Origin of the sequence: Streptomyces luteolifulvus, from assembly GCF_008806595.1 — a bacterium.
GTDB classification, from domain to species: domain Bacteria; phylum Actinomycetota; class Actinomycetes; order Streptomycetales; family Streptomycetaceae; genus Streptomyces; species Streptomyces luteolifulvus.
Genome location: NZ_VZRB01000009.1, coordinates 41,429 through 56,721, shown reverse-complemented (window position 1 = coordinate 56,721; position 15,293 = coordinate 41,429). Strand labels below are relative to the sequence as shown.

11 protein-coding genes are annotated in these 15,293 nt (G+C 71.3%); 4 read left to right on the top strand and 7 right to left on the bottom strand.

The window, feature by feature from the left end; genetic code table 11:
• The first annotated feature begins 77 nt into the window (after nucleotides 1–77).
• Together F7R91_RS15375 and F7R91_RS15370 are read left to right on the top strand one after the other, a co-directional pair.
• Nucleotides 78–1,460 carry a glycine--tRNA ligase gene (locus F7R91_RS15375; RefSeq protein ID WP_150948949.1) on the top strand — a complete coding sequence of 461 codons (1,383 nt, stop codon included), beginning with the start codon at nucleotides 78–80 and terminating at the stop codon, nucleotides 1,458–1,460.
• Nucleotides 1,461–1,651: 191 nt separating this feature from the next.
• Nucleotides 1,652–2,263: a LysE family translocator gene (locus F7R91_RS15370; protein ID WP_150948947.1), complete on the top strand. Its 612-nt coding sequence runs from the start codon at nucleotides 1,652–1,654 to the stop codon at nucleotides 2,261–2,263.
• Between the two features lie 33 nt (nucleotides 2,264–2,296).
• On the opposite strand, the gene F7R91_RS15365 is transcribed toward F7R91_RS15370, so the two are convergent.
• The 3 genes from F7R91_RS15365 to F7R91_RS15355 all read right to left on the bottom strand — a co-directional run bounded on the left by F7R91_RS15365 (nucleotide 2,297) and on the right by F7R91_RS15355 (nucleotide 5,306).
• Complete coding sequence (locus F7R91_RS15365; RefSeq protein WP_150949400.1) at nucleotides 2,297–3,442, bottom strand: serine hydrolase domain-containing protein; 1,146 nt, start codon at nucleotides 3,440–3,442, stop codon at nucleotides 2,297–2,299.
• Between the two features lie 59 nt (nucleotides 3,443–3,501).
• Complete coding sequence (locus F7R91_RS15360; RefSeq protein WP_150948944.1) at nucleotides 3,502–3,723, bottom strand: hypothetical protein; 222 nt, start codon at nucleotides 3,721–3,723, stop codon at nucleotides 3,502–3,504.
• A gap of 155 nt (nucleotides 3,724–3,878) precedes the next feature.
• Nucleotides 3,879–5,306, bottom strand: a complete 1,428-nt coding sequence (locus F7R91_RS15355; RefSeq protein WP_150948941.1) for an MFS transporter — start codon at nucleotides 5,304–5,306, stop codon at nucleotides 3,879–3,881.
• Between the two features lie 101 nt (nucleotides 5,307–5,407).
• Between F7R91_RS15355 and F7R91_RS15350 the strand changes: the two genes are divergently transcribed.
• Nucleotides 5,408–6,286 (top strand): helix-turn-helix transcriptional regulator, encoded by an 879-nt coding sequence (locus F7R91_RS15350; RefSeq protein ID WP_150948939.1) that lies wholly within the window; start codon nucleotides 5,408–5,410, stop codon nucleotides 6,284–6,286.
• Between the two features lie 58 nt (nucleotides 6,287–6,344).
• Here the strand turns inward: F7R91_RS15350 and F7R91_RS15345 are convergent, their stop codons facing one another.
• A complete protein-coding gene (locus tag F7R91_RS15345; RefSeq protein ID WP_150948935.1) occupies nucleotides 6,345–7,790 on the bottom strand; it encodes an MFS transporter in 1,446 nt (481 codons plus the stop codon).
• 79 nt (nucleotides 7,791–7,869) lie between these two features.
• Here F7R91_RS15345 and dusB point away from each other — a divergent pair, with 79 nt between their 5' ends.
• The gene (gene dusB / locus F7R91_RS15340) at nucleotides 7,870–9,039 is read left to right on the top strand and encodes a tRNA dihydrouridine synthase DusB (RefSeq protein ID WP_150948932.1); all 1,170 of its coding nucleotides are present in this window, start codon (nucleotides 7,870–7,872) and stop codon (nucleotides 9,037–9,039) included.
• Here dusB and F7R91_RS15335 read toward each other — a convergent pair whose 3' ends face one another.
• From F7R91_RS15335 to F7R91_RS15325, 3 genes are all read right to left on the bottom strand, one after another.
• The gene (locus tag F7R91_RS15335; protein ID WP_225320671.1) at nucleotides 9,040–10,707 is read right to left on the bottom strand and encodes an alkaline phosphatase family protein; all 1,668 of its coding nucleotides are present in this window, start codon (nucleotides 10,705–10,707) and stop codon (nucleotides 9,040–9,042) included.
• Nucleotides 10,708–11,774: 1,067 nt separating this feature from the next.
• Nucleotides 11,775–13,712 (bottom strand): amylo-alpha-1,6-glucosidase, encoded by a 1,938-nt coding sequence (locus F7R91_RS15330; RefSeq protein ID WP_150948929.1) that lies wholly within the window; start codon nucleotides 13,710–13,712, stop codon nucleotides 11,775–11,777.
• The gene (locus F7R91_RS15325; RefSeq protein WP_225320661.1) at nucleotides 13,709–15,199 is read right to left on the bottom strand and encodes an MGH1-like glycoside hydrolase domain-containing protein; all 1,491 of its coding nucleotides are present in this window, start codon (nucleotides 15,197–15,199) and stop codon (nucleotides 13,709–13,711) included. The genes F7R91_RS15330 and F7R91_RS15325 overlap by 4 nt, the downstream gene beginning before the upstream one ends.
• Between the last annotated feature and the right edge of the window lie 94 nt (nucleotides 15,200–15,293).

Genomic DNA, 15,293 nt, shown 5'->3' with positions numbered 1-15,293 from the left:
AGCCCCCGCCGGTACCCTGAAGCATTCGCTCTGAAGCGTCTCGCTTCGTCGCCCGTCGTCGTAATGAAGAGAGCACCGTGGCCGCCGACAAGATCGACACCATCGTCAGCCTGAGCAAGCGCCGTGGCTTCGTATTCCCCTGCAGTGAGATCTACGGCGGCCAGCGCGCCGCCTGGGACTACGGGCCGCTGGGTGTCGAGCTCAAGGAGAACCTCAAGCGTCAGTGGTGGCGCTACATGGTGACGTCGCGCGAGGACGTCGTCGGTATCGACTCGTCCGTGATCCTGGCCCCCGAGGTGTGGGTCGCCTCCGGCCACGTCGCCACCTTCACGGACCCCCTCACCGAGTGCACCTCCTGCCACAAGCGGTTCCGTGCGGACCACTTGGAGGAGGCCTACGAGGCCAAGCACAACCGCCTCCCGGAGAACGGCCTGGCTGACGTGAACTGCCCCAACTGCGGCAACAAGGGCCAGTTCACCGAGCCCAAGCAGTTCTCGGGTCTGCTGTCCACCCACCTCGGCCCGACGCAGGACAGCGGCTCCATCGCCTATCTGCGCCCGGAGACCGCCCAGGGCATCTTCACCAACTTCGCCCAGGTGCAGACGACCTCGCGCCGCAAGCCGCCGTTCGGCATCGCCCAGATGGGCAAGTCGTTCCGCAATGAGATCACGCCCGGCAACTTCATCTTCCGCACCCGCGAGTTCGAGCAGATGGAGATGGAGTTCTTCGTCAAGCCGGGCGAGGACGAGAAGTGGCACGAGTACTGGATGGAGCAGCGCTGGAACTGGTACACCGGCCTGGGCCTGCGTGAGGAGAACATGCGCTGGTACGAGCACCCGAAGGAGAAGCTCTCCCACTACTCCAAGCGCACCGCCGACATCGAGTACCGCTTCCAGTTCGGCGGCAACGAGTGGGGCGAGCTGGAGGGTGTCGCCAACCGCACCGACTTCGACCTCGGCGCGCACTCCAAGGCCTCCGGCCAGGACCTCTCCTACTTCGACCAGGAGGCCGGCGAGCGCTGGACGCCGTTCGTCATCGAGCCCGCGGCCGGTGTCGGCCGCGCGATGCTGGCCTTCCTCCTCGACGCCTACATCGAGGACGAGGCTCCCAACGCCAAGGGCAAGATGGAGAAGCGCACGGTGCTGCGCCTCGACCACCGCCTCGCCCCGGTGAAGGCCGCGGTCCTGCCGCTCTCCCGCAACCCGGAGCTGTCCCCGAAGGCGAAGGGCCTCGCGGCCACGCTGCGGCAGCACTGGAACATCGAGTTCGACGACGCGGGCGCCATCGGCCGCCGCTACCGCCGTCAGGACGAGATCGGTACGCCGTACTGCGTGACCGTGGACTTCGACACGCTCGACGACAACGCGGTCACGGTCCGTGAGCGTGACTCGATGAAGCAGGAGCGGGTGTCGCTGGACCAGATCGAGGGCTACCTCGCGGGCCGCCTCATCGGCTGCTGAGGCCCGCCCGGGCTTCCCGGCTTCCGGAAACCCCGGTTCGTCACGCTCGTAACAGACGTGACGAAACCGGGGTTTCGTCCATCGCCACCGGTCACGCCGTGACGCGTTCGCATGCCTTCCGGGGATTGGTCCCGTACGGCGCCACGGGATTGGCCCTGTGTGCGCGATCACCGGAGCGGCACGGTGGGTCCATGAGCATCGCGTTCCTTCTCACCACCCTCGTCGTGGTCGCCACCCCCGGCACCGGGGTCGTCTACACCCTCGCGGCCGGGTTGTCCCGCGGGCGCCGGGCGAGTGTCGTCGCCGCCGTCGGCTGCACGCTCGGGATCGTGCCGCACATGCTGGCCACGGTCACGGGTGTCGCCGCGCTGCTGCACACGAGTGCGACGGCGTTCCAGGTCCTCAAGTACGCCGGTGTCGCCTATCTGCTGTACATGGCGTGGGCGACGGTCCGCGACAAGGAGGCGATCACGGTCGACCGGGAGACCACGCCCCTCTCCGCGGGGCGGGTGATCGTCCGGGGTGTTCTGATCAACATCCTCAACCCGAAGCTGACGATCTTCTTCTTCGCGTTCCTGCCGCAGTTCGTGAGTCCCGGGGAGCCGCACTCGGTGGTGCGGATGCTGGGGCTGAGCGGCGTCTTCATGCTGGTGACCTTTGCCGTCTTCGCCGCGTACGGCGTGCTCGCCGCCTCCGTCCGCCGTCATGTCGTCTCACGGCCGCGCGTGCTGACCTGGCTGCGGCGGACCTTCGCGGGCTCGTTCGTGGCACTGGGGGCGAAGCTCGCGCTGACGGCACGGTAGCGGAGGTGAGCGGACGTCCGGCCGGGGCGTCTTCTACGCTCCCGCCACACATCTCCAGAAGTCCCGCATCACCGGTGTCGGTGCCGGGTTCGGCATGGCCACCTGGGTCAGCAGGACGGCGACCGTGCCTGTGGGCGGGATGAGGTGGGCCGTGGTGCCCGTGCCGCCGACCCAGCCGTAGCGGCCGGGGACGTTCCAGGGATCGGCCGGGGTGACATCGACCTGGGCGCCGTAGCCCCAGCCCTGGCCCTCCAGGAAGAGGGTGCCGAGCTCCCGCTGCCCCGCCGTGAGGTGATTGGTCGTCATACGGCTGACCGACGTGGGGCTCAGGACGCGGTGGCCGCCGGCCGTGCCGCCGTTCAGCAGCATACGGGCGAAGGCCAGCCAGTCGTCGGCCGTGGAGACGAGGCCCCCGCCGCCCGACGGGAACGCCGGGACCCTGCTCCAGTCGCCGTCCGGGGTGTCCGCCAGTTCCAGGGCACCCGATGTACCGGCGCGGTAGTAGCTCGTGAAGCGGTGCCGTTTCGCCGCCGGGACCTCGAAGCCGGTGTCCGTCATGCCCAGCGGCTCGAAGACCCGCTCCGCCAGGAACTCCGGGAGGGAACGGCCCGACGCCCGGGCGACCAGGATGCCCTGGAGATCGGAGGAGGTGGCGTACAGCCATGCCTCGCCCGGCTGGTACAGCAGCGGAACCCGGGCGAGCGCGGCCAGCCAGGTGTCCGGGTCGGGGTACTCCTGCGGGGCGCGGCTGTCCTTCTGGACCTCGAACAGCGCCTGGACCGCCGGGAGCGAGAAGTCGGACGGGAAGCCCCAGCCCGGGCGGGAACTGAGCAGATCCTCCACGGTGATCGGCCGGACGGCGGGCACCACGTCGTCGACGGGACTCGACGGCGTACGCACCACCGTCGGCTTCGCCAGTTCCGGCAGCCACTCCTCCACCGGGGAGTCCAGACCGAACCGTCCCTCCTCCATCAGCATCAGCACCGCCGCCGCCGTGATGGGCTTGGTGATCGAGGCGATACGGAAGACCGAGTCCCGGGCCATCGGGGCGGTGCCCTCGGCGTCCACGCAGCCGACGGCCGCCACCTCGACGTCGTCGCCGCGGGCCACGAGCCCCACGGCTCCCGGCACCGATCCACCCGCCACATGCCGTTGCAGGGTGTCGTACAGCTCGCTCATCGCTCGGCCTTCCGGTGCGGGGTCGTCGTCTCCCATACGACCCTCCACGGCGCGGAAAGTCATCGCGAGGAGGACTGGTCCCCGGCCGGGTCCACCGTCGCCTGGTGGGCCTCGGCCAGGTGCTCCTCGGCCTTCAGCCAGGGCAGGAACTGCGCCGACCTGCGCCAGCCGCACGTGTCACATCTGATCGTGCGCTGCACTCCCGTGCGCTGCACCCGGACGACGTGCTCGCGCCCGTGCTGGTCCCAGCGGCTCACCTTGCTCGTGTTGATCTGCAGCATGACGCCTCCAGCGGCCACCTGCTCAGAAGAACCTGTCTCGTTGCGCGTCCAGTTGCGCATTCAGTCTGCGTATCTCGTTGCGCAGCAAGGAGTGTGCAGCAAGACCAACATCAACAGGGGACATTCGGCGGCGCCTTGTCCAAGCTGTGAGCGGTTCAACCGATCGTCCGCGGCAGCCGCAGACTCAGCAGCCCGGTCAGGACCACGCCCGCCAGCTGCACCAGAAGCGTCGTCACCAGGGCGTCGCGCATGCCCAGGCCCTGGATCAGGGAGAGGAAGAGCGTGCCGAGGGTGGCCACACCGAGCGCCAGCGCCGCCTGCTGGGCGGTGATCATGACACCGCTGCCGACGCCGGCGCGGGCGGGCGGCACCTCGGAGAGGATGACGCGGAAGATCACGGGAAGCTGGAGCGCCTGCCCCGCGCCGGCGACCGCCGCGCCCGGAAGCAGTTCGACGAGGCCGAGGTCCGGCCAGGATCGCCGGGCGGCCAGCGCCATCAGGGCCAGGCCCACTCCCTGGACCGCCGCGCCGGCCGTCACCACGCGGGTGCCGTACCGGGCGACCAGCCGCGGGCCGGCCAGCGAGACGAGGAAGAAGGCGACGGCCATGGGGGCGAGCGCCAGCCCCGCAGGAACGGGCCCGAGGCCCGCCCCCCGCTGGAGCGCCACCGCGATCACGAACATGAACCCGCTGAAACCGATGGAGAACGGGACGATCATCACCAGACCGCGCCGGAGCGACACCAGCGCGAACAGGCTCGGCGGCACCAGCGGCGTACGGCCCCGGCGGTCCGCCCGGCGCTCCACCGCGTAGAACGCCGCCGCCGCGAACGGGAAGGCCGCCAGCGACAGCCAGGTCCACAGCGGCCAGCCCGCCGCCCTGCCCTCGGTCAGCGGGGCCAGCAGCGCGAGCAGGGACACGGCGAGCAGCACGGTCCCCGGCCCGTCGACCGGCTCCGGGCGCTGGGAGCGGGTCTCCGGCACGGCACGGGCGGCCAGCACCAGTCCGGCGATCACCACCGGCACGTTCACCAGGAACACCGAGCGCCAGCCGGTGCCCGCGATGTCCGCGGCGACCAGGACGCCGCCGAGGATCTGGCCGGCCACCATCGACAGGCCGGCGGTCGCGCCGTACAGGCCCATCGCCCTGGCCCGGCGCGGTCCCGCGGTGGCCGACTGGATGGTGGCGAGCACCTGCGGGAGCATCGCCGCGGACGCCGCGCCCTGCGCGACGCGGGCCGCGACCAGCGTCCAGGCGGTGGGAGCGAGCCCGCATGCCAGCGAGGTCAGCCCGAACGCCGCCATGCCGCCCAGGAAGAGCCGCCGCCGGCCGAACAGGTCGCCCAGGCGGCCGCCGAGGACGAGGAGGACGGCGTAAGCGAGGCCGTATCCGGCGACGACGAGTTCGAGGACCGACTCGTCCGCCGAGAGATCCTGGCCGATGGTGGGCAGGGCGACGTTGACGATGAAGAAGTCGATGAGAGGGAGTGCCGCGCCCAGCAGCACCGTGAAGAGCCCGAGGCCGCCGAGCTCGGGTGGCGCCACGGCGCTGCGGACGGGACGTGAGGTCGATGTTTCGGTCACGCGAACGAGCCTGCTCCCACGCCCAGACTGGTACCAGAGTCTTCTTATCCTGGTACGAGAACTACCTGGCAACAGGGTCCGCGGCACGGCAGGCTGGAGGCATGGCGACCATGGCCCAGGAGGCGGCAAGGCCTGTCGGAACAGGCGTGGCGGCGATCCGGCGGCACGAACTCGCCGCGTTCCTCCGTCACCGCCGCGAGCACATCACCCCCGAGCAGGTGGGCCTGCCCCGGGGCCGCCGGCGCCGTACGCCGGGCCTGCGCCGCGAGGAGGTCGCCCATCTCTCCGCGGTCGGCGTCACCTGGTACACCTGGCTCGAACAGGCCCGGGACATCCACGTCTCCGTCCAGGTCCTGGACGCCCTCGCCCGCACCCTGCTGCTCGACCCCAGCGAACGCGCCCACCTCTTCCGGCTGGCCGACGCGGTGGACCCCACCCCGGCCACCACCTGCCCGTCGGTCACCCCCGCGCTGCGGGCCCTGCTGGAGCAGGTCGCGCCGTTCCCGGCCTGTGTGCAGAACAGCCGGTACGACATCCTGGCCCACAACAGCACCTACGGGCTGCTGTTCTGCGACCTGGACGCGGTACCGCCCGAGGACCGCAACTGCATGATCCTCTGCTACACGAACGAGGAGTGGGGCTCGTCGATCGTGCATCTGCAGGAGACCCGGCGCCTGATGGCCGCCCGCTTCCGCGCCTCGATGGCCGGCCATCTCGCCGAGCCCGCCTGGAAGATGCTCCTCAAGCGCCTGCGCGCGGAGTCCCCCGAGTTCCGCGAGGCCTGGGACCGCCACGAGGTCGTGTCCCACCGCACCAAGCGCAAGGAGTTCCGCAACCGCTACGTCGGCCGCCTCACCGTGGACCACACGGACCTGTGGCTGGGCCCCCAGACGGGTCCGAGGATGGTGACCTACGTGCCGGCGGACGAGGAGTCGAGGGAGCGCCTGGAGAAGCTGCATAAGGTGGCCAGGGCGAGGTGAGAAAGCGAGGGGCGCGGGGAACGGCGCGCCAGTCCCTGCAACCCGCACCCGCGCCGAACTACGAACCGACCCCTGCCGCCTCCCGCACCTCCACCGCCTCCAGCCGCGCAGCAGTCCGCTCGGCAGTACCGCGCGCCCACCGCCCACTGGTCACAACCCCCACCACCAGCACCAGCACGCCACACCCCACCAGCACCCACCAGCCGGGCCGCGCCGCCGAGACGAAAACCTCCGCATACGCCGACGAGCCGACGCCGGCCGCAAGCACCGCCCCCACCACCGCGACCCCGAGCGTCTGCCCCAGCTGACGGCTGGTGGACGCGACGGCCGCAGCAACCCCCGCCTGCGCCCGCGGCATCCCGGACACCGCCGTATTGGTGATCGGTGCGTTGACGAACCCGAACCCCACCCCGAACAGCACGTACCCGATGACGAGCGTGACGTCGGACGTCTCCGCGTCGAACGCGGCGAACAACGCACTGCTCGCCGTCATCGCGACCCCCGCGATCAGCAACGGCAGCCGCGGCCCCCGCACACCCACCAGCCGCCCCGACAGCGGCGCGCACACAAACGTCGGCACAGCCATCGGCAGCATCCACAGCCCGGCGTGCAGCGCATCCAGCCCCCGCACGTTCTGCAGATACAGCGTCGACAGGAACAGGAACCCGCCCAGCGAGGCGAACGCACTGATCGCGATCACCGTCGCCCCGCTGAACGGCGCCGACCGGAAGAACTGCAGGTCGATGAGGGGTTCGGCGCGCCGGGGCTCGTACCACACCAGGCCCGTCAGCGCGACGATCGCCAGCACCACGAAGGGAAGGACCACGGCGAGGCCGGACCCGGGCGCCTCGATGATCGCGTACGTCAGCGAGCCGAACAGCGCGATCACCAGCAGCTGCCCGACCGGATCGGCCCGGCGGGCCTTGGGCGCGCGGGACTCGGGGACATAGCGGAGGGTCAGCAGGAGGGCGGCGAGCCCCACCGGCAGGTTGATCCAGAAGATCGAGCGCCAGCCGACCGACTCCACCAGCAGGCCGCCCACCAGTGGTCCGGCGGCCATGGATATCCCGACCACCGCACCCCAGACACCGATCGCCCGCGCCCGCTCGCGGGGGTTCGTGAAGGTGTTGGTGATGATCGACATGGCGACCGGGTTCAGCATCGAACCTCCGACCGCCTGGATCATGCGGAAGGCGACCAGTGCGTCCAGGTCGGCGGCGACCGAGCAGAGCACCGAGCCGATGGTGAAGACGACGAGCCCGGTCATGAAGACCCGCTTGCGGCCGACCCGGTCGGCCGTGGAGCCCGCGAGCATCAGCAGCGAGGCGAGCACCAGCGTGTACGCGTCGATCGTCCACTGCATGCCCGAGGTGCTCGCGTGCAGCTCCCGCTGCATCGAGGGCAGGGCGACGTTCAGCACGGTGATGTCGAGGCTCACGATCAGCAGGCTCATACAGCAGATCGCAAGGACGAGCAGGCGTCGACGAGGGCTGAGCTCGGACATGCGCTTCAGCGTACGCCCGTTTCGATAGTGCGTCTAACTAATGACCACAGCAGCCACCGCCGTACGGGACAATGGGGGAATGCCCACGCCCGTCCCGCCCCTGTCGATCGGCCCGCACACCGTCCAGCCGCCCGTCGTGCTCGCGCCCATGGCCGGTATCACCAACGCGCCCTTCCGCACCCTGTGCCGGTCCTTCGCCGAAGGCGGATCAAAGGATGGAGCCGGCGCGGGCAAGGGCCTGTTCGTGAGCGAGATGATCACGACCCGGGCCCTGGTCGAGCGCAACGACAAGACCATGCAGCTGATCCACTTCGACGCGACCGAGAAGCCGCGCTCGATCCAGCTGTACGGCGTCGACCCGGCGACCGTCGGCAAGGCCGTCCGCATGATCGCGGAGGAGGACCTCGCCGACCACATCGACCTGAACTTCGGCTGCCCGGTGCCGAAGGTCACGCGCAAGGGCGGCGGGTCCGCGCTGCCGTACAAGCGCAACCTGCTGCGGGCGATCCTGCGCGAGGCCGTGAGCGGCGCGGGCGACCTGCCCGTCACCATGAAGATGCGCAAGGGCATCGACGACGACCACATCACCTACCTCGATGCCGGGCGTATCGCCGTCGAGGAGGGCGTGACGGCCATCGCCCTGCACGGCCGCACCGCCGCCCAGCACTACGGCGGCACCGCCGACTGGGACGCCATCGCCCGGCTGAAGGAGCATGTGCCCGAGATCCCCGTGCTCGGCAACGGCGACATCTGGTCGGCCGAGGACGCGGTGCGGATGGTGCGGGAGACGGGGTGCGACGGAGTGGTCGTGGGCCGTGGCTGCCTCGGCCGGCCCTGGCTGTTCTCGGACCTGGTGGCGGCCTTCGAGGGGCGTACGCAGGACATCGCGCGCCCGGCGCTTCGTGAGGTCGCCGACGTCATGGTCCGCCACGCCACCCTGCTCGGCGCGTGGATCGGCGACGAGTCCCGCGGCGTGATCGACTTCCGCAAGCACGTGGCCTGGTATCTGAAGGGCTTCGCCGTCGGCTCCGAGATGCGCAAGCGGCTCGCGATCACGTCCTCGCTGGAGGAACTGCGGGCCGGCCTCGACGAGCTCGACCTCGACCAGCCCTGGCCCGTCGGCGCCGACGGGCCCCGCGGCCGTACGTCCGGCAACAACCGGGTGGTGCTGCCGGACGGCTGGCTGAAGGACCCGTACGACTGCGCGGGCATCGGCGAGGACGCGGAGCTGGACACGTCCGGAGGCTGATCAGCCCTCGGAGGGGTGCGGGGTCGACCCGTACGCCGTCAGGAAGCGGTCCCGGAAGGAACTCATCTTCCAGACCGGGGCGTTGCGGGCCGGCTTCAGACCGTCCGTCCAGTTCCAGGCGGCGATCTTGTCGAGGACCTTCGGGTCCTTCGCGACGATGGAGACGGGCACGTCACGGCTGGCGTGGTTGCCGCTGACCCGGGCTATGGGCTGGTGGTCGCCGAGGAAGACGAGGACCGTGTTGTCGTTGCCGTAGCGCTCCAGCCACTGGGTGAGGCTGGTGACCGAGTACTGGATGGACGTGCCGTACTCCTGCTTGGAGCGGGTGGAGTCGGCGATGATGTCGGCGGGCTTGTTGCCGGCCTTCTCGATCGGGCCGAAGACCGATCCGTCGCCGAGCTCGTCCCAGCCGACCGACGTGGGGATCGGCGCCCACGGCTGGTGGCTGGAGGTCAGGATGATCTCCGACATCAGCGGCTTGTCGCGCTTCCTGCCGTGCTCCAGCCGCTGGAAGGCCTCCAGCGCGTACTGGTCCGGCATCGTCGACCAGCTGAACTTCGGGCCCTTGTAGCCCATCTGGAAGGCGTTGTAGACCTTGTCGAGGCCGTAGAACTCCGCCTCCGGCCAGCCCTTCTGCACACCCGGCATGATCCCGACCGTGTCCCAGTCACCGGTCTTCTGGAACGCCTTCGTGAGGCTGAGGTGGTTGCCGGCCATGACCGTGCGGTAGCGCTGCTGGTTGTCGATCCACAGGCCGGACAGCGTGGTGGAGTGGCCGAGCCAGCTGCTGCCGCCGTACGTCGCCGACGTCAGCCAGCCGCTCTTCGCGTGGAAGCCCGCCTTGGCCAGCGCCGCGGTCCGTTCCTCCAGCGTCCTGTCCACACCGGGGGCGATGACCGGGTCCTCGATCGCGCTGCGGCCGTAGCTCTCGATGAACGTGAAGATCACGTCCTTGCCGCGCAGATCGGGCACGAGCTGGTCGCCGGGCGTGTTGCCGAAGGCGTCGGCCTTGGCCTCCTTCGCGAACGCCGCCTCGTCGCGCAGGGTGTCCCTCACCCGCCGTGCCTGGATCTCCAGGGCGGTGGCGGCACGGTCGGAGGCGAACGGCACGCCGGCGATCTGCACGCCGAGCATGGAGCAGGTGATCCAGACGGTGCCGGCGACGAGGGTGGCCTTGGTGGCCTTCCGGGTGTCGCGGGCCAGCAGATTGCTGAGCCGGACCGTCGCCAGCGCCATCACCGCCATCAGCAGCAGGACCAGGACGACGGCGCCGACGGTCGCCGCGATCGCCGTCGTCCTCCCCAGCGAGTCCTCGACGTACGCCTGGCTGTCGTCCAGCAACTCCCAGTCGAGAACGGCGTTGAAGCCCCGGCCCAGATATTCGGTGAACCCCATGTCGAGAACGTTCAGCACGGTCAGCGCGCCCAGGCCGGCCCCGGACACCGCCGCCAGGACGATACGCGCCCGGCGCGGCAGAGCGAGCAGCACGGCGGCCCCGACGACCGCCTCCGCGGGCAGCCGCGTGAACCGGTTGACGTGCAGCGCGGAGAGGGTGTTCGGCAGGAGCAGCGCACCGAGGACGAGGACCACGGCGAGCAGGGTGGTCGTCCAGTACAGCCCGCGCGCAACACGCGGATGGCGACTCCGCCAGCGGCCCCAGTAGGCGATGCGGGCCCAGAGGACGGCGAGAACGGTTGTCCTGCGGACGGGGTGCGAGGGTTCGCCTTCGGCGGGCGCGGTGTTGTCTTCGGCGGTGGCTTTGCTTTTGGCGGGCGCGGTGTTGTCTTTGGCGGGCGCGGCGGGTGCCGCCGTCGCGGCGTCGGGCGCCGCCGGTTCGTGTGGGACGGGTGTCGCTGTGTCTTCGGCGGACGCGGCGGTGTCTTTGGGGGCGGCTGTGGTTTCGGCCCGGGCGGCCGGTGCCGGTGTCGTGGCTTGGGGCGTGGTCGGCGATGCGTCGGCGGTTTGGGGGGTGGTCGGTTCGGCTTCGGCGGGTGTCGATGTGTCTTTGCCGGGCGCGGTGTTGTCTTTGGCGGCGGCTTTGTGTTCGGCGGCCGCCGCTGGTGTCGCCGTTGCTGCATCGGGCGTTGTCTGGGATGGGTCGTCGGTTTGGGGGGTGGTCGGTTCGGCTTCGGCGGGTGCTGCGTTGCCTTCGCCGGGTGCTGCCTTGTCCTCGGCGGTGGCTCTGTGTTCGGCGGGCGCGGCCTTTCCATCGCCCCGTGCCGCCCTTCCTCCGCCCGGCGTCGCCTTGTCTTGGGTCGCGGCTGTGTTCTCGGTCGGCGTCGCTGGTGCCGGCGTCGTGGCGTCGGGCGGCGCCGAGGATGCCTTCTCCGCTTCGGGAGCAGGCGGCTTGCCGTCGGCGGGCGTGTCCGGCGCGGCCTCTTCGGCCGGGGCCGTGGGCGCCTCCTGGGGCGCCGGAACCGTCGGGCTCTCCGCGGCAGACACCGGGGCCGCTTCCCCCGCGGACTTGTCCGAGCTCGGCGCCGCCCCCGGCGCCGTCGGCGGCACGGCGTCGGCCGTGTCGGGGGAGCGGCGAAAGCGCGTGAAGACAGGCACCCGAAGGTCCTTCCGTACGAAGCCCGGTGAATCGCGGCGGACCCGGTGCGGGAGGATCGGGACCGCCGCAGTTCCGTACGGCCGGTGCGCGAGCGCTGTTCAGCCGCCTCGGCCAGCGCTCGGCAAACACCGGGCAAACGCCTCGCCAATCACGTCGGCGATCACCTCTCGCCGGCCATCCCCTACGCGCCCCCCACCGCCGTGAGCAGCGCCAGTGGAGCCGCCGCCGACCGGGACTCCCGTACGCACGCGTGCGGGTAGGGCACCGGCTCCGCGTGGCTGTCGCGGCCGTAGCCCGCGAGGACCTCGGGGAGGCGATAGCCGGTCGCGGTCGCCGCGTCGACCAGGGCGTGGGCGACCGTGCGGGCCTCGTCGTGCAGGCCGTAGCGGGCCAGGCCCAGGGTGATCAGCGCGTTGTCGTGCGGCCAGACCGAACCGCGGTGGTACGACAGCGGGTGGTACGCCGGCTGTCCCGCCGCCAGCGTGCGCACACCCCAGCCGGAGAAGAAGTCGGGCTCCAGCAGACGCCGGCCGACCAGCTCGCCGTACTCCTTGTCCAGCAGCCCCGACCACAGCAGATGCCCGGCGTCGGAGGCCAGCGCGTCCACCTGGTGGCCCCGGCCGTCGAGCGCGAGTGCCGGGAAGGACCGCTCCGGCATCCAGAAGTCGCGCTGGAAGCGGTCGCGGAGGTCGGCGGCGGCCTGTTCCAGCAGGGCCGCGTAGACCTCGTCGTCCCAGATCGTGCGGGCGAGCTGCGCGGTGCGGCGCAGCGCGTCGTATGCGTACCCCTGCGCCCCGGCCGCCAGCACCGCGCCGCTCGCCTTGGTGCCGTCCGCGGAGCAGATCGCGCCGGGGGAGTCCTTCCAGTTCTGGTTGGCGAGGCCGCCCTGGTCGGCGCGGTAGACCAGATAGCCGCGCGAGGTGAGCCCTCCGTGGTCGAGCATCCAGCCGATCGCCGCCCGGGCGTGGGGTTCCAGACGCCGGGCGAGCTCCGTGTCCCCGGTCTGCTCGACATACGCCCCGAGCAGCACCAGGAACAGCGGGGTGGCGTCGACCGAGCCGTAGTACCGCCCGAACGGCACCTGACCGAAGTGCGCCAGCTCGCCGTGCCGTACCTCGTGGACGATCTTGCCGGGCTGGGCGACCGAGTCGGTGCCGACATCCGTGGCCTGGGCGGCGGCGAGCGCCGGGAGGGTGGCCGCGGCGAGCTGTGGGCGGTAGGGCAGGGCGAACAGCGAGGTGAGCAGGGCGTCGCGGCCCAGCAGGGTCAGGAACCAGGGCGCTCCGGCGGCCGGGACGCGCAGCTCCTCGCCGTCCGGGCCGGTCGCCGGCACCTGGAGCGAGGAGAGGTCGGCCAGGCCGCGCGCACAGGCCGCGGCCAGTTCGGGCCATCCGGTGGGGAAGGCCACACCCTCCACGAACTCGCCCTCCAGGGCGAGGAGCTGTTCGTTCACGGCGGCGGGGGAGCGGGGCACGCGCCGGGCCCGCCGGTCGCCGTGCGGCCGTGCCATGACCCGCAGGGTCAGCTCCGCCGTACCGTGCGGTTCCAGGTCCAGGGTCCAGACGAGCCGGCGGGCGCCCGTGCCCGTCTCCTCGATGCCGTCCGGGGCGGGCTCGGCGGTCACGGTCGTACAGGACCGCCATTCGCCGCGCCGGTAGCTGAACTCCACGCCGTCGTCGAGCTTCTGGCGGGAGCGGGTGGCGCCGGTCTTGGCGTAGGTACGGAAGTCGGAGCGCAGCTCGAACTGGTCGGTGAAGTCGGCGTCCGCGGTCAGGGCGAGGCGGACCGTCGTCGGCACCGGGCGGTTGCTGGTCACGCGCAGCGACTCCACGAACGCGCCGTCGGCGACGGCCTGTTCACGGAAGAGCGTGTACGCGGGCGGCTCCTGCCGGCCGCCGCGCGGGACGAGGACACAGCGTGCCGTGTCCCCGTCCGCGACCGGCGTGAGCGCCTCCGGCACCGCACCGTCGACCGTCAGCTGCCAGCGGCTGAGGTGCCGGGCGTCGCTCACGAATAATCCGTCCGGGAGGCCGCCGCCCCGTACGCCGCTGATGTCGCCGCCGTCACCCACGGCGGCGAACGTCCCGCCGTGCACGAGCAGATGATGCCGGTTCGTCATCCCCGGTCCCCTCCCTTGACGCTCTTGAGTGCTTTGTCGTGCGGACTGTTGACGTCGGTCTGGCTGGTGACACCTGGTGCGCCGGCCGCGCGGGGCTCGTGCAGCAGGTCGAGTGCGAGCGCGGCGGTCCAGCCGAAGCGGGTCGCCCCGCAGGCCTCGCCGGTGTACGGGTCGACGTACTCCGCGAAGTCCGAGGCGTCGGCGGAGTGCAGGACGGCCTCCCGCAGCGCCTCGGCCCGGGCCTGCTCGCCGTGCAGTCTGAGCCCCCGCTCCAGCAGCCAGTTCGTGTTGAACCAGGCCGGCCCCCGCCAGTAGCGGTGCGGGTCGAAGGCCTCGCCGCGCAGGTCGTAGCTGGGGACGAGACGGGTCGTGGTGCCGAGCCCGAAGTGCGGTGAGCACGCGGTGCGGACGAGAGCGGCGGCGAGCTCACGGGGAAGGGCGGGCAGGAGCAGCGGGATCAGGCCACAGACGCTGCGCTCGGGGATCAGCCGCCCGCCGCGCACGTCCCGGCAGAGGAACATGCCCGCCGCCGGGTCCCAGAGCCGGTCCACGAGCGCGGCCGTCAGGCGTTCCGCGCGCGCGTGCCGGGCGGTGCCGGTCGCGCCCAGCTCGTGCGCGATCCGCGCCAGTGCATGCTCGGAGGCGATGAGCAGCGCGTTGAAGGACGGGTCCTCCACCGCGAACCCGCCCGCCCCGTCGGCGTATCCGCGGTCCCGGTAGTCCGTGGCCAGCCGCACGTACCGCCCGTAGTCGAGATCCGTCGGCCGGTCCTCCGGGGCGCCGTGGTCGAGGTCGGCGCGCCGGAAGGAGCGGGCCGGGGCGGGGGTGATGCGGGCGAGCGGGGCGTCCCAGCAGGGGCTGTTGTCCATGCCCTGTTCCCAGGGGTGCACCACGGACGCGAGCCCGCCTCCGCCCAGGTCCCGCCGGTGCAGCAGATACCGGTGCCAGGCGGCGAGCCGCGGATACACGCCGGCCAGGAAGCCGCGCGCCCGGGACAGCCCCGGGTCGGCGCAGTGCACCAGCCAGGCGGCCAGGGCGTGCACCGGTGGCTGCACGATGCCCGAGGTCTGTACGGTGCGCGGGGCCCCCGCGGCGCGCCCGGCGGTCGAGGAGCGCCAGAAGTCGGGGCTCGGGAAGTAGGCGTCGAGCGGGACGGAGGGGTTGAAGACGATGTGCGGGATGCGCCCGTCGCCCCACTGGGCGTCCAGCAGCGTCTCCAGTTCGGTCTGTGCCCGTAACGGCGACAGATGGCGCAGGCCGATCGCGATGAACCCCGAGTCCCAGGACCACTGGTGCGGATACAGACCGCGCGAGGGCACCGTCGATGTGCCGGTCCAGTTGTCCTCCAGCACGCGGGCGGCCCTGGCGTGCAGAGCATCCGCCGAAAACGCCGCAGACGCTGCAGACGCCGCACACGCCGAAGACGGCGGATCGTATGCAATGGCGCGCGCCGTGGGGCGTGCGGTGACCTGGGCAGTGCGATCCACTCGGGGCTCCCCGACGACATCCGGCCGACCTGGTTCGGCTACGACCACCAATGGGTTACGTCTATTTAACACGCAAAACCCAATATGTAATGCA